This is a genomic window from Streptomyces sp. NBC_01439, assembly GCF_036227605.1.
Lineage (GTDB): Bacteria > Actinomycetota > Actinomycetes > Streptomycetales > Streptomycetaceae > Streptomyces.
The window spans coordinates 634336-652542 of record NZ_CP109487.1; the positions used below are offsets into that span (position 1 = coordinate 634336).

General features: G+C 72.5%; 14 protein-coding genes and 1 riboswitch. Of the genes, 11 read left to right on the forward strand and 3 right to left on the reverse strand.

The genetic code is table 11. The features are described 5' to 3' along the window. The first annotated feature begins 22 nt into the window (after positions 1-22). Positions 23-955 carry an aminoglycoside phosphotransferase family protein gene (locus tag OG207_RS03035; RefSeq protein ID WP_329095610.1) on the forward strand — a complete coding sequence of 311 codons (933 nt, stop codon included), beginning with the start codon at positions 23-25 and terminating at the stop codon, positions 953-955. Positions 956-1080: 125 nt separating this feature from the next. On the opposite strand, the gene OG207_RS03040 is transcribed toward OG207_RS03035, so the two are convergent. The 3 genes from OG207_RS03040 to aceA all read right to left on the reverse strand — a co-directional run bounded on the left by OG207_RS03040 (position 1081) and on the right by aceA (position 4945). Continuing rightward, positions 1081-1977: a 3-hydroxybutyryl-CoA dehydrogenase gene (locus OG207_RS03040; RefSeq protein WP_329095611.1), complete on the reverse strand. Its 897-nt coding sequence runs from the start codon at positions 1975-1977 to the stop codon at positions 1081-1083. Then, positions 1974-3566, reverse strand: coding sequence for a malate synthase A (gene aceB / locus OG207_RS03045; RefSeq protein ID WP_329095613.1), 1593 nt, complete (start codon positions 3564-3566; stop codon positions 1974-1976). Before aceB ends, OG207_RS03040 begins: the two co-directional genes overlap by 4 nt. 92 nt (positions 3567-3658) lie before the next feature. Next, entirely contained in the window at positions 3659-4945 is a 1287-nt protein-coding gene (gene aceA, locus OG207_RS03050) for an isocitrate lyase (protein ID WP_329095615.1), read from the reverse strand. Positions 4946-5333: 388 nt separating this feature from the next. Here aceA and OG207_RS03055 point away from each other — a divergent pair, with 388 nt between their 5' ends. The 10 genes from OG207_RS03055 to OG207_RS03100 all read left to right on the forward strand — a co-directional run bounded on the left by OG207_RS03055 (position 5334) and on the right by OG207_RS03100 (position 18031). Continuing rightward, a complete protein-coding gene (locus tag OG207_RS03055; protein WP_329095616.1) occupies positions 5334-6749 on the forward strand; it encodes a short-chain fatty acyl-CoA regulator family protein in 1416 nt (471 codons plus the stop codon). A gap of 102 nt (positions 6750-6851) precedes the next feature. Then, positions 6852-7022: riboswitch (cobalamin riboswitch) on the forward strand. Positions 7023-7227: 205 nt separating this feature from the next. After that, positions 7228-8727 (forward strand): CoA-acylating methylmalonate-semialdehyde dehydrogenase, encoded by a 1500-nt coding sequence (locus OG207_RS03060; RefSeq protein ID WP_329095618.1) that lies wholly within the window; start codon positions 7228-7230, stop codon positions 8725-8727. Beyond that, positions 8724-9878, forward strand: coding sequence for an acyl-CoA dehydrogenase family protein (locus OG207_RS03065; RefSeq protein ID WP_329095619.1), 1155 nt, complete (start codon positions 8724-8726; stop codon positions 9876-9878). The genes OG207_RS03060 and OG207_RS03065 overlap by 4 nt, the downstream gene beginning before the upstream one ends. Beyond that, a complete protein-coding gene (locus OG207_RS03070; RefSeq protein ID WP_329095621.1) occupies positions 9875-10978 on the forward strand; it encodes an enoyl-CoA hydratase/isomerase family protein in 1104 nt (367 codons plus the stop codon). Before OG207_RS03065 ends, OG207_RS03070 begins: the two co-directional genes overlap by 4 nt. After that, complete coding sequence (gene mmsB, locus OG207_RS03075) at positions 10975-11877, forward strand: 3-hydroxyisobutyrate dehydrogenase (RefSeq protein WP_329095623.1); 903 nt, start codon at positions 10975-10977, stop codon at positions 11875-11877. Before OG207_RS03070 ends, mmsB begins: the two co-directional genes overlap by 4 nt. Continuing rightward, positions 11874-12647 (forward strand): enoyl-CoA hydratase, encoded by a 774-nt coding sequence (locus OG207_RS03080; RefSeq protein WP_329095624.1) that lies wholly within the window; start codon positions 11874-11876, stop codon positions 12645-12647. Before mmsB ends, OG207_RS03080 begins: the two co-directional genes overlap by 4 nt. A gap of 175 nt (positions 12648-12822) precedes the next feature. Then, entirely contained in the window at positions 12823-13509 is a 687-nt protein-coding gene (locus OG207_RS03085; protein WP_329095626.1) for a response regulator transcription factor, read from the forward strand. Further along, positions 13506-14897 carry a sensor histidine kinase gene (locus OG207_RS03090; protein ID WP_329095628.1) on the forward strand — a complete coding sequence of 464 codons (1392 nt, stop codon included), beginning with the start codon at positions 13506-13508 and terminating at the stop codon, positions 14895-14897. Before OG207_RS03085 ends, OG207_RS03090 begins: the two co-directional genes overlap by 4 nt. Before the next feature lie 96 nt (positions 14898-14993). Continuing rightward, complete coding sequence (locus OG207_RS03095; RefSeq protein ID WP_329095630.1) at positions 14994-17315, forward strand: MMPL family transporter; 2322 nt, start codon at positions 14994-14996, stop codon at positions 17313-17315. Further along, positions 17312-18031 carry an LmeA family phospholipid-binding protein gene (locus tag OG207_RS03100; protein WP_329095631.1) on the forward strand — a complete coding sequence of 240 codons (720 nt, stop codon included), beginning with the start codon at positions 17312-17314 and terminating at the stop codon, positions 18029-18031. Before OG207_RS03095 ends, OG207_RS03100 begins: the two co-directional genes overlap by 4 nt. The last annotated feature ends 176 nt before the right edge of the window (positions 18032-18207 follow it).

The window sequence follows — 18207 nt, forward strand, 5'->3', positions numbered from 1 at the left end:
TGGCCCAGCGTAAGGTACCGGCATGGTCGAGACACCAGAGACGTTCACGCGCTGCACCGTCGAGCGCGAGGGAGCGGCCGGATCTGCATGGCTCGCCGAACTTCCGGAGATCGTCGACGAGTTACTGGCACGTTGGGAGTGCGCACCCGACGGCGAGGTCATGCACGGGGGCGTCGGGATCATCGTTCCGGTGCTGCGGCGGGACACGGTGCCGGCCGTGCTGAAGGTCTCCTTCCCGCATCCCGGCAACGTTCACGAGCCGGAAGCGTTCGAGGTGTGGGGCGGGCGCGGGGCCGTTCTCCTGCACGAGCGCGACGACGAGCGCTTCGCGATGCTGCTGGAGCGGGTCCGCTCGTCGACGCTGCAGGGGGTCGAGGACGGCGACGAGGTGGTGACGGTGGCGGGGCGGCTCAACCGCCGGCTGGCCGTCCCGGCGCCGGCCCACCTCCCCCGGCTGCGGGAGCGGGCCGGCTCCTGGGAGGAACAACTCCGCAAGGACGAGTACGAGTTGGCGCACGGGCTGCCCCGGTACGTGGTGGACGCGGCGGTGGCGACCGTGCGCGAGCTGGGGCGCACCCAGCCGGACGTCCTGATCCACGGCGACCTCCACGCCCGGAACATCCTGCGGGCGGACCGCGAGCCGTGGCTCGCGGTCGATCCCAAGGGCTACGTGGGAGATCCCGCCTACGACGGCGGCACGCTGCTCAAGACGCGCGCACTGTCCCTCATCGGGGCCGAGGACCTCGACAAGGCGGTCCGGCGCACCGTGGATGTCTTCGTCGAGGCCGCGGAACTCGAGCGCGAACGCGTCCGGCGCTGGGCCCAGCTCCATGCCGTGCAGGCCGCGTTCTGGGCCCGTCGGCACGGCTTCCGGGTCGCCCGCGGCGGCCCGCTGCTCGACCGGATCACGGAGTTCGCCGACCACCTGGCGCAGTTGCTGACGCGGCCCGCCTGATCGCGGCCGGCGATCCCGTGCTCCCGTACGCGGTGCGGCGCGGGTGCGGCGACACCACTCGCCCCACCCGCGCCGTTTCCGTGCGTCTCCGGCGCACCCTCTGCCCTGGAGACCGCCGGGGCCCCTCAGCCCCGGCCGTACGTGTGGAACCCGCGGCCGCTCTTGCGGCCGAGCAGACCCGCCTGCACCATCCGCTGGAGCAGCGGGGGCGGCGCGTACAGGGGTTCCTTGAACTCCTCGTAGAGGGATTCCGCGATGGCCGCGACGGTGTCCAGACCGATCAGGTCGGCGAGTTTGAGCGGGCCCATCGGGTGGGCGCAGCCCAGTTCCATTCCGGCGTCCACGTCCTCGGGGGCGGCGAACCCGGATTCGGCCATGCGGATGGCCGAGAGGAGGTAGGGGATCAACAGGGCGTTGACCACGAAACCGGCCCGGTCCTGGGAGCGGACGGTGGTCTTGCCGAGGGCGCCCCGGGCGAAGGCTTCCACGGCGTCGAGCGTGTCGCGCGAGGTGTGGAGGGAGGAGACGACCTCCACGAGCGGCAGGACGGGGACGGGGTTGAAGAAGTGCAGGCCCACGACCCGGTCGGCGCGGCCGGTGGCCATGCCCAGCCGCATGATCGGGATGGCCGAGGTGTTCGTGGCGAGGATCGCTTCCGGGTCCGCCACGATCTTGTCGAGGCCGGCGAAGACCTCGATCTTGGCTTCGGGGTTCTCAGTGACGGCCTCGATGACAAGCTGCCGGTCGGCGAGGTCCTCCAGATCGCCGGTGAAGACGAGCCGGGCGAGGGCGTCCTCGGCGGAGATCCGGTCCAGTTTGCCGCGCTGCACGGCCCGTTCGAGGGAGACGGCGACGCGTTCCCGGGCGGCCCGGGCGGCCGTGGCGTCCGACTCGGCGACGACGGTGTCGAGGCCGGCGCGGGCGCACACTTCGGCGATCCCCGCGCCCATCTGGCCGCCGCCCACGATGCCGACCCGGTGGATCGACGCGACCGACGCGAGCGGCGCGATCGACCTGGTCATGAGGCGTTCTCCGTTCGGCGGACGAGGTGGCGGGTGTAGGCCTCGGGGGTGAAGAAGGCGGGCAGGCGGGGGGTGAGCGCGGTATTCACGAAGACCTCCCGGGCCTCGGCGACCCGGGCCCGCGGGTCCTCCTCTTCCAGGGCCGCGCATTCGGCGTCGAGGAGGTCGAGGACCGTCGCCCGGTCGATCTGGTCGTGGCGCAGCCACTGCCAGATCTGGACGCGGGCGATCTCGGCGGTCGCGGCGTCCTCCATCAGGCCGTACAGGGCCACGGCGCCGCTGCCGCGCAGCCAGGCGTCGAAGTAGCGCAGGGCCACGGCGACGTTCGAGCGGATGCCCTCCCGGGTGGGGGGCGCGGCGATCCGGCGTACGGACAGCAGGTCGGCGGCCGTGATCTCGACGTCCGCCCGGGTCCGGTCCAGCTGGTTCGGCCGCTCCCCCAGTACGCCGTCGAAGACCTCGCGGCAGACGGGGACCAGTCCGGGGTGGGCCACCCAGGAGCCGTCGAAGCCGTCCTCGGCCTCCCGTTCCTTGTCGAGGCGGACCTTGGCGAGGGCGGCGGCGTTCGCTTCCGCGTCCCGGCTGGGGACGTGGGCGGCCATCCCGCCGATGGCTTGGGCGCCGCGCCGGTGGCAGGTGCGAACCAGCAGCTCGGTGTAGGCGCGCATGAAGGGGGCGGTCATGGTGACCTTGGCCCGGTCGGGCAGTTGGAAGTCGGTGCGGTGGCCGAAGGTCTTGATCAGGCTGAAGAGGTAGTCCCAGCGGCCCGCGTTCAGTCCCGCGCTGTGCTCGCGCAGTTCGTGGAGGATCTCCTCCATCTCGAAGGCGGCGGTGATCGTCTCGATGAGGACGGTGGCGCGGACGGTGCCGCGGGGGATGTCGAGGAGTTCCTGGGCGAGGAGGAACACGTCGTTCCACAGGCGCGCCTCGTACCGGTTCTCCAGCTTGGGCAGGTAGAAGTACGGGCCGTGGCCCGCGTCGATCTGCCGCTGGGCGCAGTGGAAGAAGTACAGGCCGAAGTCGACGAGGGACGCGGACAGGGGTCGGCCGTCGATCTCCAGGTGCTCTTCGAGGAGGTGCCAGCCGCGCGGTCGGACCATGATGGTCGCGAGCTGCTCGCCGAGGCGGTACTCCTTGCCCTCCGGGGTGGTGAAGTCGATGCGCCGTTCGATGGCGTCGAGCAGGGTCAGCTGGCCGCCGATGACGTTGTTCCAGGTGGGGGCGGTGGCGTCCTCGAAGTCGGCCATCCAAACCTTGGCGCCGGAGTTCAGGGCGTTGACGGCCATCCGGCGCTCCGGCGGGCCGGTGATCTCGACGCGGCGGTCGGTGAGGCCGGGCGCGGGTGGGGCGACGCGCCAGTGCGGGTCCTCGCGCAGGGCGCGGGTGGCGAGCGGGAAGTCGAGCGGGGTGCCGCCGGCCAGGTGGCCCGAGCGGCGGTCGCGCTCCTTGAGGACCTCCAGGCGGCGGTCCGCGAACGCGGTGTCGAGCCGGCCGATGAACTCCAGGGCCTCGGGCGTCAGGATCTCCTCGTGGCGCTCACCCGGCGCACCGAGGACCTGGACGCTGCGGGTCAGGGGGGAGAGGGGCATGCGGTTCTCCTCAGCGGGGGCGGTGGGCGGGTGCCCGGGGAAGGTCCCTCGGGCACCCGTCGGAAGGAGGAAGGAGTCGGCGAAGAGAGGGTCTAGTGGAACTGCTCTTCTTCGGTGGATCCGGAGAGCGCGGTCGTGGAGGAGGCCGGGTTGACGGCGGTGGAGACGAGGTCGAAGTAGCCGGTGCCGACCTCGCGCTGGTGCTTGACGGCGGTGAACCCCTGGGCCTGGGCGGCGAACTCGCGCTCCTGGAGGTCGACGTAGGCGGTCATGCCGTGCTCGGCGTAGCCGCGGGCGAGGTCGAACATGCCGTGGTTGAGCGAGTGGAAGCCGGCCAGGGTGATGAACTGGAAGCGGTAGCCCATCGCACCGAGCTCCCGCTGGAACTTGGCGATCTGGTCGTCGTCCAGCGCGGCCTTCCAGTTGAAGGAGGGCGAGCAGTTGTAGGCCAGCATCTGGTCGGGGTACTGGGCGTGGATCGCCTCGGCGAACTCGCGGGCCTGCGCCAGGTCCGGGGTGCCGGTCTCCACCCAGATCAGGTCGGCGTACGGGGCGTAGGCGAGGCCGCGGGCGATGACCGGAGCCATTCCGTTGCGTACGTGGTAGAAGCCCTCGGCGGTGCGCTCACCGGTGCAGAACTCGGCGTCGCGTTCGTCGACGTCGCTGGTCAGGAGGGTGGCGGCGAGGGCGTCCGTGCGGGCGATGATCAGGGTCGGGACATCGGCGATGTCGGCCGCCAGGCGGGCCGCGTTGAGGGTGCGGACGTGCTGCGCGGTCGGGACGAGGACCTTTCCGCCGAGGTGGCCGCACTTCTTCTCGGAGGCCAGCTGGTCCTCGTAGTGGATGCCGGCGGCACCGGCCGCGATCATCGCCTTGGTGAGCTCGAAGGCGTTCAGCGGGCCGCCGAAGCCGGCCTCGGCGTCCGCGACGATCGGTGCGAGCCAGTCCGTGGTGTCGGTGCCGCCCTCGGCGGTGGCGATCTGGTCGGCGCGCAGCAGCGCGTTGTTGATCCGACGCACCACCTGCGGGACCGAGTTGACCGGGTACAGGCTCTGGTCGGGGTAGGTGTGCCCGGCCTGGTTGGCGTCGGCGGCCACCTGCCAGCCGGAGAGGTAGATCGCCTGGAGTCCGGCCCGCACCTGCTGGACCGCCTGGCCGCCGGTGAGCGCGCCGAGGGCGTGGATGTAGTCCTGCTCGTGGAGCTGTCGCCACAGTCGCTCGGCGCCGCGCCGGGCCAGGGTGTGCTCCTCGCGGACGCTGCCCGAGAGCCGCACCACGTCCTCGGCCGTGTAGGTGCGCTCGATGCCCGCCCAGCGGGGGTCGTCGGCCCACCGCTGCCCCAGCTGCTCGGCCGCCGCCGTCGTGTTCGCCTGTGCCATGACCGTCACCGTTTCCATCCGTCGCTTGTCTTGCCAATGGGCCGGGCCGTGGACCCGATGCTTTGGCACTCTGTGCCTGGTGTTGAGCTGCGGCCGCCGAACCCGACCATGGGCCGAAGCTGAGCAATGCTGCCGAGCCGCCGGGGCGAACTGCCTGGATGGCCGAAATCAGGGCGTGAATCGGGCCAGTCGGTTCCCCCCGGCCACCGTGTCCGGCGGGCCGCAGCACCGACTCTGACACTGACACTGAGTGCCATCAAGGACGTACATCTGCCAAGGTCTGCGAATCTTCGGTCCCGAAATTGCCAAGGTTGCGAAGCCCGCTGGTCGCGAAGATCGCCGTATCCTGGCGGCGCGTGTCCGGCTCGGTAGACGGCGAGGGAGTTCGGTGAGCAAGACATACGCGGGAGCACGACTGAGGCGGCTGCGCGAGGAGCGGCGGATGACCCAGGCCGACCTGGCCCGGGTGCTCGCCATCTCCCCCAGTTACCTCAACCAGATGGAGCACGACTCCCGGCCGCTCACCGTTCCCGTCCTGCTGCGGCTCACCGAGGCCTTCGGGGTGGACCCGGGCTTCTTCTCCGAACGCGACACCAGCCGGCTGGTCGCCGACCTGCGCGAAGCGCTCGCGAACGAGGTGGCCCGCGCCCGCGTATCCCCCTCCGACCTGGCCGAACTGGCCACCCGCATGCCCGCGGTCGCCTCGGTGCTGTTGGACCTGGGCCGGCGCAGCCAGCTCCTGGCCGAGCGCCTCGCCGACGCCGCCGACGGCCGGGACGTGGCCACCGACAGCCCTCGCTCGCCCCACGAGGAGATCCGCGAGTTCTTCTACCGGCGGCAGAACTACCTCCACGACACCGATGTCGCCGCCGAAGACCTGGCCGTCGAGATCGGCATCCGCCCGGGGGACGTCATCCGCGCGCTGACCCGCCGGCTCGGCGACCGGCACGGGATCCGGACGGCCACGGACTCCGACCGGCTGCACCACTACGACCCCGCCGCCCGGGTCCTGCACCTGTCGAACCGGCTCCGGCCGGGACAGCAGGCGTTCCGAATGGCCACCCAGCTGGCGCTGATCGAGTACGGGGACGAGCTGGACCGGCTGGCCGCCGAGGACTTCGAGCCCGGCACCCCCGTCCACGCCCTCGCGCGGATCGGGATCGCCAACCACTTCGCGGGCGCGCTCATCCTCCCGTACCGCGCCTTCCACGCGGCCGCCGAGGAGTTCCGCTACGACATCGAGCGACTCACCGACCACTTCGGGATCGGCTACGAGACGGTCTGCCACCGGTTGAGCACCCTGCAACGGCCCAGGCTGCGCGGGGTGCCCTTCTCCTTCGTCCGAGTGGACCGGGCCGGGAACATGTCCAAGAGGCAGTCCGCGACCGGATTCCACTTCTCCCGCGCGGGCGGCACCTGCCCGCTGTGGAACGTCTACGAGGCCTTCGCCGCGCCCGGCCGCATCCACGTCCAGGTGGCCGCCATGCCCGACGGGCAGCGCTACTTGTGGACCGCCCGGGCCGTCACCCGCCACCGCGGCGGCTGGGGCGAGCCGGGCAAGACCTTCGCGATCGGGCTCGGCTGCGAGATCCGACACGCCTCGCGGCTCGTGTACGCCGACGGACTCGACCTCGACAACGCGGCGGCCGCCACCCCCATCGGCATGGGTTGCCGCCTCTGCGAACGCCTCGACTGTCCGCAGCGGGCCGTGCCGCCGCTCGGGCGGGCGCTGGCCGTCGACGAGAACAGCAGCACCTTCATCCCGTACCCGGTGACCAGGAACGACGTCCCGGCACGGAACTGAGCGGGCGCCAGGCCCACGGGCGGCACGACAGGTCGGCCGCCGCGGCCGGACGGAAGGCGCGCGGCGGCGGCTCTGGACTTACTAGGACGTCCAACTATATGTTCGTGGCACAAGGTCCGCGGTGCAGGGAAGCCGGTGAGAAACCGGCACGGTCCCGCCACTGTGACCGGGGAGTGTGCTGCCATCCACACGCCACTGACGAGGTCTGTCGGGAAGGCGGGCGGCACGCGGGGATCCGGGAGTCAGGATACCGGCCGCGGATGTTCCGTGTTGTCCACGAGGATGGAGCAGACACGCATGGCACCGGTTTGTACCCACGACCCTGGTGATCCGGCGGAGCGCGCGCACACGTTCGCACGCTCGTAGGTCGTCCCATTCGACCCAGTCCCACGGCCTTCCCCAGCGGCGCACCCGATCGGGTGCCGTCCGCCGGTCGGTCGTGCCATCCCCGGATCCAACCTGACGAGAGCAGGCACCCATGGTCCGTGAACTCACCCATTTCATCGGCGGCAAGCACACCACCGGATCCTCCGGACTCTTCACCGACGTGTACGACCCCAGCACCGGCTCCGTCCAGGCCCGCGTCCCGCTCGCGGGGCGGGCCGACACCGAGGCCGCCATCGCGAACGCCGAGGAGGCGCAGGCCGACTGGGGGCAGTGGAACCCGCAGCGCCGCTCGCGCGTCCTGCTGCGCTTCCTCCAGCTGGTCGAGGGCGAACGGGACTCCCTCGCAAGGCTGTTGTCCTGCGAACACGGCAAGACCGTCGCCGACGCCCACGGTGACCTGCAACGCGGCCTGGAGGTGGTCGAGTTCGCCGCCGGCGTCCCGCACCTGCTGAAGGGCGAGTTCACCGACAACGCGGGCACCGGGATCGACGTGCACTCCCTGCGCTCACCGCTCGGCGTGGTCGCCGGGATCACCCCCTTCAACTTCCCCGCGATGATCCCCCTGTGGCAAGCCGCGCCCGCCCTGGCCTGCGGCAACTCCTTCATCCTGAAGCCCTCCGAGCGCGACCCCTCCGTACCGCTGCGCCTCGCCGAACTGTTCCTGGAGGCCGGGCTGCCGCCCGGCGTGCTCAATGTGGTCAACGGCGGCAAGGAAGCCGTCGACACCCTCCTGGAAGACCCGCGCGTGCAAGCCCTCGGCTTCGTCGGCTCCACCCCGATCGCCGCGCACATCTACGCCACCGCCGCGGCCCACGGCAAGCGCGCCCAGTGCTTCGGCGGCGCCAAGAACCACATGATCGTGATGCCCGACGCCGATCTCGACCAGGCCGTGGAGGCCCTCATCGGCGCCGGCTACGGCTCCGCGGGCGAGCGCTGCATGGCCATCGCCGTCGCCGTCCCCGTCGGCGAGGAGACCGCGAACGCCCTGGTCGGAAAGTTGAAGGAACGGATCGCCACCCTGCGGGTGGGCCGCTCCGACGACCCCGAGGCCGATTTCGGGCCGCTGGTCAGCCGGGACGCCCTCGACCGGGTGAACCGCTACGTCGGCATCGGAGCCACCGAAGGCGCCGAACTCGTCGTGGACGGCCGCGGGTTCACCCTGCCCGGACACGAGGACGGCTTCTTCGCCGGCGCCACCCTCTTCGACCGGGTGACCCCGCAGATGCGGATCTACCGCGAGGAGATCTTCGGCCCGGTGCTGTCCGTCGTACGGGCCGCCGATTACGAGGAGGCCCTGCGGCTGCCCACCGAGCACCCGTACGGCAACGGCGTCGCGATCTTCACGCGCGACGGCGACACGGCGCGCGACTTCACCCGCCGGGTGGGCGCCGGCATGGTCGGCGTCAACGTGCCGATCCCGGTCCCCGTGGCGTACCACACCTTCGGCGGCTGGAAGCGGTCCGGCTTCGGCGATCTGAACCAGCACGGCCCCGACTCGATCCGCTTCTACACCCGCACCAAGACCGTCACCTCGCGCTGGCCCTCCGGGGCCAAGGAGGGCGCGAGCTTCACCATCCCGACGATGGGATGAGCCCGGTGACCCTCACCCTCAGCCCCGATCAGCTCGCCCTCGCCGAAGTCACCCTCGACTTCGCCCAGGAGCAGCTCGGCCCGTACGCCGTCACCTGGGACCAGGACAAGCACTTCCCGCTGGACGTGATCCGCAAGGCGGCGGACCTCGGGCTCGGCGGCGTCTACGTCCGCGAGGAGCACGGCGGCAGCGGCCTCAGCCGCAGCGACGGCGTCCTCGTCTTCGAGACCCTCGCCACCGGTTGCCCCTCCATCGCCGGATACCTCTCCATCCACAACATGGTCGCCTGGATGATCGACCGGTACGGGGACGCGGACCAGCGGGCCCGCTGGCTCCCCGACCTGTGCTCCGCCCGGTCGCTGGGCAGCTACTGCCTGACCGAGCCCGGCGCCGGATCCGACGCGGCCCAGCTGCGCACCCGGGCCGAGCGCACCGGCGACGGCTACGTGCTGACCGGGGTCAAGCAGTTCATCTCCGGCGCCGGCGCCTCCGAGGTCTACATCGTCATGGCCCGCACCGGCGGGGAGGGCCCGGGCGGCATCTCCGCGTTCGTCGTCGAACGCGCGGATGCCGGGGTCTCCTTCGGTCCGAACGAGCGCAAGATGGGCTGGAACGCCCAACCCACCCGCCAGGTGGTCCTCGACGGGGTCCGCGTCCCCGCCGATCGGCGGCTCGGCGCCGAGGGCGACGGCTTCCGCATCGCCATGAACGGCCTCAACGGCGGTCGCCTCGGCATCGCCGCCTGCTCCCTGGGCGGTGCGCAGAGCGCGCTGGACCGCAGCCTCGCGCACCTGGCCGACCGGGAGGCCTTCGGGGCCCGGCTGCTGGACGCCCAGGCCCTGCAGTTCCGGCTCGCGGACATGGCCACCGAGCTGGCCGCGGCCCGCGCCCTGGTCCGCCAGGCCGCCGACGCGCTGGACCGGGGCGACCCGCTGGCCCCGCAGCTGTGCGCGATGGCCAAGCGGTTCGCCACGGACACCGGCTACGCGGTCGCCGACCGGGCACTCCAACTCCACGGAGGTTACGGCTACTTGAGCGAGTACGGCATCGAGAAGATCGTCCGCGACCTTCGCGTCCACCAGATCCTGGAAGGCACCAACGAGGTCATGCGCATCATCGTCGCCCGCGGGCTCACGGAGGCCCTGCGATGAACCACGGATCCCCCGGGAACCACGACCGGGACCAGGACCAGGGCCACGTGCTCCTGCGGACCGAGGGCCACACCGGCTACCTCACCCTCAACCGCCCCAAGGCCCTGAACGCCCTCACCCACCCCATGGTGCTGCGCATCGACGAGGCGCTCGCCCGCTGGCAGCACGACCCGGACGTCACGGCCGTCGTCATCGAGGGCGCGGGTGAGCGCGGCCTGTGCGCGGGCGGTGACATCCGCGCGATCTACGAGGACGCCCGCACGGGCGGCAGGGCCTCGGCCGACTTCTGGCGCGACGAGTACCGGCTCAACGCCCGCATCGCCCGCTACCCCAAGCCGTACGTCGCCCTCATGGACGGCATCGTCATGGGTGGCGGCGTCGGGATCTCGGCCCACGGCACCGTACGGATCGTCACCGAACGCTCCCGCGTGGCCATGCCGGAGACGGGCATCGGCTTCGTCCCCGACGTCGGCGGCACGTACCTGCTGGCGCTGGCGCCCGGGGAACTGGGCACCCACCTGGCCCTGACGGGGGCGCCGGTCGGGGCGGCGGACGCACTGCTCTGCGGACTGGCCGATCATTTCGTCCCCTCGGAGCTGCTGCCGCGGCTGGCGGCCGACCTGGCGCGGGCCTCCGTACACGAAGTGCTGGAACGGTACGTCGCTCCGGCTCCCGGTGGCACGCTCGACGGTGACCGCGAGTGGATCGACCACTGCTACGCGGCGGACACGGTGGAGGACATCGTGGAGCGCCTGCTCGACAGCGGCGCCCCGGCGGCGAAGGAGGCCGCAGCCACGCTGCGGGCCAAGTCGCCCACGGCGCTGAAGGTGACCCTGGCCGCCCTGCGCCGGGTGCGCGGGCTCGGCCCGTTGGAGCGGGCGCTGGAGCAGGAGTACCGGATCTCCTGCGCGGCGCTGTCCTCCCCCGATCTGGTGGAGGGGATCCGCGCACAGGTCATCGACAAGGACCGGAGCCCGCGGTGGTCGCCGCCCGCGCTGGCGGAGGTGGGTCCGGCGGACGTGGAACGGTACTTCGCCCCGCTCGGCGCGCACGAACTGGCCCTGACCCGTACGGATTCGACTCAGGAGGTGCCCTGGTGAGCAGGACCGTGACGTTCGTCGGACTGGGCCACATGGGTGGCCCGATGGCGGCCAACCTGGTGAAGGCCGGACATCGTGTCCTCGGCTTCGACCTGGTGCCGGAGCTGCTGGCCAGCGCCGCCGCGACGGGGGTGGAGCCGGCGGTGTCGGCCGCCTCGGCGGCCGCCGCGGCCGACGTGGTGATCACCATGCTGCCGGCGGGCGCGCACGTCCTCGCCCTGTACGGGGAGGGCGGGCTGCTGGCCGCCGCGCGGCCCGGCACCCTCTTCGTCGACTGCTCGACCATCGACGTGGCCGACGCGCGGGCGGCCCACGAGGCCGCCGGGGCGGCCGGTCACCGGTCCCTGGACGCGCCCGTCTCGGGCGGGGTGGTCGGCGCGCAGGCGGCGAGCCTCACCTTCATGGCGGGCGGCGGCGCCGAGGAGTTCGCGGCGGCCGCGCCACTGCTCGGCGCGATGGGCAAGAAGGCCGTGCACTGCGGGACGGCGGGCGCCGGACAGGCCGCGAAGATCTGCAACAACATGATCCTCGCCGTCTCGATGATCGGGGTGAGCGAGGCCTTCGTCCTCGCCGAGAGCCTCGGCCTGGACCACCAGGCCCTCTACGACGTGGCCTCCACCGCCTCCGGCCAGTGCTGGGCCCTCACCGTCAACTGCCCCGTGCCCGGACCGGTTCCGAGCAGCCCCGCCAACCGTGACTACCTTCCCGGCTTCGCCGCCCCCCTCATGGCCAAGGACCTCGCCCTGGCGGCGAACGCCCTGCGGGCCGGCGGGGTGGAGGCGCCGCTGGGCCTGAAGGCCGCCGAGCTGTACGCCGACTTCGCCGCCGGCGAGGGCGCGGGCCTCGACTTCTCGGCGATCGTCCACACCCTGCGACCCCGGAACGGAACCCCCGCATGACCTACGAAACCATCCTGCTGGAGCGCAAGGGGCGGGTGGCCGTCCTCACCCTCGATCGGCCGGAGGCCCTCAACGCCCTCAACCTCCGGGTCATGACCGAGGTGGTGGCCGCCGCGGAGGAACTGGACCGTGATCCGGAGGTCGGCTGCATCGTCCTGACCGGCTCCGCGAAGGCCTTCGCGGCCGGCGCCGACATCAAGGAGATGCGGCCGCGCAGCTACATGGACATGTACCTCTCGGACTGGTTCACGGCCTGGGACCGGCTCGGGCAGGTCCGCACGCCCACCCTCGCGGCGGTTTCCGGCTACGCCCTGGGCGGTGGCTGCGAGCTCGCGATGATGTGCGACATCCTGCTCGCCGCGGACACCGCGAAGTTCGGGCAGCCCGAGATCAAGCTCGGGGTGATCCCGGGGATCGGCGGATCCCAGCGGCTCACCCGGGCCGTCGGCAAGGCCAAGGCCATGGAACTGTGCCTGACGGGCCGCACCATGGACGCGGTCGAGGCCGAGAGGGCGGGCCTGGTCTCCCGGATCGTCCCGGCAGACGAGCTGCTGTCCGAGGCCCTCGCGGTCGCCGAGACCGTCGCGGGGATGTCCAAGCCGGTCGCGATGATGGCCAAGGAGGCCGTGAACCGGGCCTTCGAGACCACTCTCACCGAGGGCGTCCGCTTCGAACGCCGGCTGTTCCACGCGGTCTTCGCCACCGCCGACCAGAAGGAGGGCATGTCCGCCTTCGTGGACAAGCGCCCGCCCCGCTTCAGCCACGGCTGAGGCAGTGCACGAACCGGGTACGGCGCGTGACTGCGCCGTACCCGGCCCGCGGCCGGCCGCGACGGCCGGCCGGCCGGCGCATTGTTCGGGGAACGTACGGATGGCGGCGCGCCCGCCGGGAGGGCGGGTCGGCGCGGTTAGCATCGTTGTTGCCAACCGCGGCTGAAGGGCAGTGATGACGGAGTCCAGGGGCCTCGTACTGATCGTCGAGGACGAGCGCCACATCTCCGACGTGCAACGCCTCTACCTGACCCGCGAGGGCTTCGGCGTCCACGTCGAGGCCGACGGCGGCGCCGGTCTCGCGGCCGCGCGGCGCATGCACCCGGTGGCGATCGTCCTGGACATCGGCCTGCCCGGCATGGACGGCATCGCCTTCTGCCGCGCCCTGCGGGACGCCGGCGACTGGACCCCGGTCCTGCTGGTGACCGCCCGCGGTGAGGAGGCCGACCGGATCCTCGGCCTCGAACTCGGTGCGGACGACTACCTGACCAAGCCGTTCTCGCCGCGCGAGCTGGTCGCCCGGGTCAAGACCGTACTGCGCCGGGCGGCGGGCCCGCCCGGACCGCCGCCCGGGGACACCGGCCGGCTCAGCGTGGACCCGGTCAGCCGCACCGTGCGCCGCGACGGCGAGCCGGTCGAGCTCACCGCCACCGAGTTCAACCTGCTCTCCCACCTCCTCCAGCACGTGGGCCAGGTCTTCACCCGCGAGCAACTGCTCGCCCAGGTGTGGGGGTACCCCGGCTACCGCGACACCCGCATGGTCGACGTCTTCGTCTCGCAGGTACGTGCCAAGCTCGGCGACGCGAGCCCGATCCGTACGGTCCGCGGCGTCGGGTACAGCGCGACGGCTCCCGGCCCGTGACCGGCCGCCCCCGCACCGGTCCGCGCCGTAGCTCCCTCGCCCGCAAGATCGTGGTGCTGACCACCCTGGTGGCGGCGCTCGCGGTGGCCCTGACCGGACTGATCGCCTGGCAGACCGCCGCGCACGGTGCCGAACAGCGTGAACGCGACCAGCTGACCCGTCAGGCGACGGTGCTCAGCCGGCTGCCGGCCGTGTCCGAGGCGCTCTTCACCGGCGCCCAGGTCCTGGCGGGGCCCAACGAGGTGCAGCTCGCGGTCATCGCCCCGGACGGCACCGTGAGCGGCACCGCCGGCCCTGCCGTCGACCGGAGGTCCAAGTCGGCCCTGCTGGCCGGGGACCCGGTCTCCACCACCGGCATCCTCGGTGGCCAGGAGGTACTGCTGGTGGGGCAGCCCGGCGTGCGCGGCGGCGGCGCCGTCGTACTGACCGAGCCGTACGCGGTCGTCACCGAGAACACGAGCCGGATCCGCCGCAACGTGATCGTCCCGCTGGTCGTCGGCATGCTCGGCGCGGCCCTGGCCGGAGTGCTCCTCGCCCGCCACATCGCCCGTCCGCTGGTGACGGCCGCGCAGATCGCGCACCGGCTCGCCGACGGCGAACGCGGCGTACCGGCCCCGGTCGACGGGCCCCGGGAGACCGCGGACATCGGGCGCGCCCTCAACGTCCTGGACGGGGCGCTGGCCCACAGCGAGAACCGGCAGCGGGATTTCCTGCTCTCCGTCTCCCACGATCTGCGCACCCCGCTGACCGCGCTGCAGGGCTATGCCGAGGCGCTCGCCGACGGTCTGATCGAGCCGGAGCGGGTGCCCGAAGTCGGCTCCATCCTGGCGGAGGAGACCCGGCGCCTGGACCGGCTCCTCGGGGACCTGCTGGACCTGGCCCGGCTGGAGGCGGACGACTTCCGTCTGGACGTGGCTCCGGCCGACCTCCGCACGTTGGTCTCCGAAGCCGCCGCGTTCTGGACCGGGCTGTGCGCACGCCACGGCGTCGATCTCCGGCTCGAACGGCCGGAAGGGCCCGTCGTCGTCGCGACGGACGCCTTCCGGGTCCGGCAGCTGATCGACGGCCTGGTGCAGAACGCGCTGCGCGTCACGCCCGAGGGCGCACCCCTCGTCCTCGCCGTCCGTCCGGCCACCTCGGACGGCGGGGCCGAACTACAGGTCCGCGACGGCGGGCCCGGCCTCACCGACGACGACGTGCGCATCGCATTCGAGCACGGCGCCCTCCACGAGCGCTATCGGGGCACCCGCCCGGTCGGCAGCGGATTGGGGCTGGCCATCGCCCATCGTCTGACCGGCCGGCTCGGCGCCGGCATCCGCGTCGAGGGGCACGGTCCGGAGGGCGGCGCCTGCTTCACCGTCACCCTCCCGCCGGCACCCACCGCCTGAAGGGCGCACCCTCCCGCTCGGGTGTGCCGGCGGCCCCTTACCTTCCCCGAACAATGCGCCCACGACCTCCTTACACACACCGCGCACAGTGGCCCCATGAACACTGAATCGGCCCGGCGACCGGGGCTGCTCCACCGGAGCGGGCGCTGGTGCGCCCGGCACGCCTGGCGGGTCGTCGCCCTGTGGGTACTGGCACTGGTCGGCCTCGGGCTCGCCAACCACACCTGGGGCGGCACCTACGCGGACAGCTTCTCCCTCCCCGGTACCAGCACCCAGACCGGCGCGGACCTGCTGACGGCCCACACCACCGCGTCCGGCGGCACCGCCTCCGCCCTCGTGATCACCTCCGACGAGGGTGCGGTCACCGATCACCGGGCGGCCGTCGAGACGGCCGTCGCCAACCTGGGCCGGCTTCCGGACGTCCTGTCGGTGGCCGACCCGCTCACCACCCCCGGGGCGGTCTCCGCAAACGGCCGGACCGCCCAGGTGACCGTCCGCTTCGACGGCAACCCGGCGAGCTTCGACCCCACCTACCTCGCTGAGGTCGACACCGCCGTCGAGCCGCTGCGCGCCGACGACGTCACCGTCGAGTACGGGGCCCCGCTCGGCCAGCTGGCCACCCCCAAGTCCGCCGACCGCGCCTCGGAGGCGATCGGTCTGGCCGTCGCCGTGCTCGTGCTGCTGATCGGCTTCGGCAGCGTCGCCGCCACCGGCCTGCCCCTGGTGACGGCCGTGATCGGCCTGTCCGTGAGCCTGGCCGGGCTCGGACTGCTCGCCGGGCACTTCGGCTTCGCCCAGGCCGCTCCGACCCTGGCCGCGATGATGGGCCTCGGCGTCGGCATCGACTACGCGCTCTTCCTCGCCACCCGCTACCGGGCCCTGCTGCACGCCGGAGCCGAACCCACCGAGGCGGTCGGCCGCACGGTGGCCACCAGCGGCCGGGCCGTGCTGGTCGCGGCCGCCACGGTGGCCATGGCCCTGGGCGGGCTGTGCGCCTCCGGCGTCGGCTTCATCGGCGCCCTCGGTGTCGCCGCCGGACTCAGCGTCCTCGTGGCCGCGGCCGCGTCCGTGACCCTGACCCCCGCCCTGCTCGGTCTGCTCGGCCGCCGCATCGACCGCCTGCACGTCCGCGAGCCGGTCGCGGAACCCACCGGTGAGGCGGACGTCTGGCAGCGCTGGGCCGTCAGGGTGAGCCGTCGCCCGTGGCTCTTCCTGGTCGGCGGCCTGCTCGTACTCGGTGCACTGGCGGTCCCCGTCGCGTCCATGCAGCTCGGCCACGTCGACGCAGGTGCCCAGTCCACCAGCAGGACCGACCGCCGCGCCTACGATCTGATCACCGAGGGCTTCGGCCCGGGGGCCAACGGCCCGCTCACCGTCGTCACCCACCTCGACAGCCGCCACGTCGAGAGCGAGGGCCTGCGCCAGGACCTCGCGGCGTCGCTCCGGCGCGAGCTGGCCGCCGTACCGGGCGTCGCCTCCGTCACTGCGCCGGTGCCCAGCCCCGACCGCGCCCTGCTCATCACCACGGTCGTGCCCACCACCGGCCCGCAGGACGCGGCCACCGCGGACCTGATCCACACCTTGCAGGACGAGACGGTGCCGCGGACGCTGTCGGGCACCGGAGCCACCGGCTACCTCACGGGCACGACCGCCGCCGCCCAGACCTTCACCGACACCCTCACCGCCAAACTGCCCCTGATCATCGCCGTGGTCGTCGCCGCCGCGTTCCTGCTGCTGCTGACCGTCTTCCGCAGCCCGCTGGTGGCGCTCAAGGCCGCCGTGCTCAACCTCTTCTCCATCGCCGCCGCCTACGGCGTGGTCGTCGCGGTCTTCCAATGGGGCTGGGGCGGGGCGCTGTTCGGCGTCACCGAGAAGGTGCCCGTCGAGTCCTACGTACCGATGATGATGTTCGCGATCGTCTTCGGGCTCTCCATGGACTACGAGGTCTTCCTGCTCTCCCGGATCCGCGAGACCTGGCTGAGTTGCCGGGACAACCACCGGGCCGTCGCCACCGGACTCGCCGCCACGGCCCGCGTCATCACCTGCGCGGCACTGATCATGACCAGCGTGTTCCTGGCGTTCCTGCTCTCCACCAACGTCGCCGTCAAGATGCTCGCGCTGGGCCTCGGCGTCAGCGTCATCATCGACGCCACCGTGGTCCGCCTGCTCCTGGTGCCCTCGTCCATGTACCTCCTCGGGCGCGCCAACTGGTGGCTCCCCGACTGGTTGGACCGGTTCCTTCCGCATCTCGACCCGGAAGGGCCCGCCGCCGGACCGGAGCCCCTTGCCGGGTACGATCCCGGATCGAATCCCCGATCGAATCCCGGACCGACTCCCGGACCTACTCCGGGATCTGACCCCGGTGCACCAGGCACCCCCGCACCCGATTTCACACCCGCACGAGGAGAACGGCGATGAAGCACCCCCTGACGAGGACCTGGGCCGCCCTGCGCCGCCGACCCGTCTTCACGGTCACGGTCGCCGTGGTCCTGCTGGCCGTCGTCGCCACCGGCGCGGCCGAGTACACGGTCCGCCACCGCATACACGACCGCGTCGCACGAGCGGCTCCCGGACTCGGTGACGACGTGGCAGTCGCCACGGCCGGCGACTGGGCCCTGTGGGACCTGGCGCACGGAAGCATTCCCCAGCTCGACATCAGCAGCGACGACGCCCGGGTGGGACGGCTCTCCCAAGTCCGCGTCCGGGCCCGGCTGGACGACGTCCGCCTCGGCGAAACGAACACGGTCGGCAGCACCCGCGCGGACGTGACGGTCTCCACGCAGTCCCTCGCCGCCGCGATCCGCAACGCCGTTCCGTCCGTGGCGGTGGCCGACGTCACCACCGACCCGGCCAAGGGGACGATCCTCACGGACGTCGGCCCGGGCGGCCTCGGGCGGCTGACGCTGCGTCCGGTGCTCGCGGACGGCAAGGTCACCCTCGGCGTCGACGGGCTCACCCTGTTCGGCCGCTCCGTCCCCACCTCCCGGCTCGGGATCGGTGCCGACGGGTTCGGCCCGCAGTCGGGCGCGCCGAAGGAGTACCCGCTCGGGCTCGCCGCCACCTCCGCCGAGGTCCGACCGGACGGCCTGCACGTCTCTTTGACCGGCGGCCCGAGCACCCTGCCCGACCACTGACACCCACCGCTCGACCGCGTTCGCCCGGAACGTTCCGCGCCCGCCCGGTGGCCGGATCACAGCAGATGAGGTCGCCGCGTCGGTCTTCAGCGCCGCGGCATCGTCGTGCTCCCGCTCGGCCTGACCCCAACTCCTCCGGGGGCCGGCGGCGACCCGGCTCCGGAACGGGCCCGCAC

What these genes read in the sequence shown, in the direction of transcription:
- OG207_RS03035 (WP_329095610.1), top strand. Translation starts at nt 23, where the DNA reads ATGGTCGAGACACCAGAGACGTTCACGCGCTGCACCGTCGAGCGCGAG.
- OG207_RS03040 (WP_329095611.1), bottom strand. Translation starts at nt 1,977, where the DNA reads ATGACCAGGTCGATCGCGCCGCTCGCGTCGGTCGCGTCGATCCACCGG.
- aceB (WP_329095613.1), bottom strand. Translation starts at nt 3,566, where the DNA reads ATGCCCCTCTCCCCCCTGACCCGCAGCGTCCAGGTCCTCGGTGCGCCG.
- aceA (WP_329095615.1), bottom strand. Translation starts at nt 4,945, where the DNA reads ATGGCACAGGCGAACACGACGGCGGCGGCCGAGCAGCTGGGGCAGCGG.
- OG207_RS03060 (WP_329095618.1), top strand. Translation starts at nt 7,228, where the DNA reads ATGGTCCGTGAACTCACCCATTTCATCGGCGGCAAGCACACCACCGGA.
- OG207_RS03065 (WP_329095619.1), top strand. Translation starts at nt 8,724, where the DNA reads ATGAGCCCGGTGACCCTCACCCTCAGCCCCGATCAGCTCGCCCTCGCC.
- OG207_RS03070 (WP_329095621.1), top strand. Translation starts at nt 9,875, where the DNA reads ATGAACCACGGATCCCCCGGGAACCACGACCGGGACCAGGACCAGGGC.
- OG207_RS03080 (WP_329095624.1), top strand. Translation starts at nt 11,874, where the DNA reads ATGACCTACGAAACCATCCTGCTGGAGCGCAAGGGGCGGGTGGCCGTC.
- OG207_RS03085 (WP_329095626.1), top strand. Translation starts at nt 12,823, where the DNA reads ATGACGGAGTCCAGGGGCCTCGTACTGATCGTCGAGGACGAGCGCCAC.
- OG207_RS03095 (WP_329095630.1), top strand. Translation starts at nt 14,994, where the DNA reads ATGAACACTGAATCGGCCCGGCGACCGGGGCTGCTCCACCGGAGCGGG.
- OG207_RS03100 (WP_329095631.1), top strand. Translation starts at nt 17,312, where the DNA reads ATGAAGCACCCCCTGACGAGGACCTGGGCCGCCCTGCGCCGCCGACCC.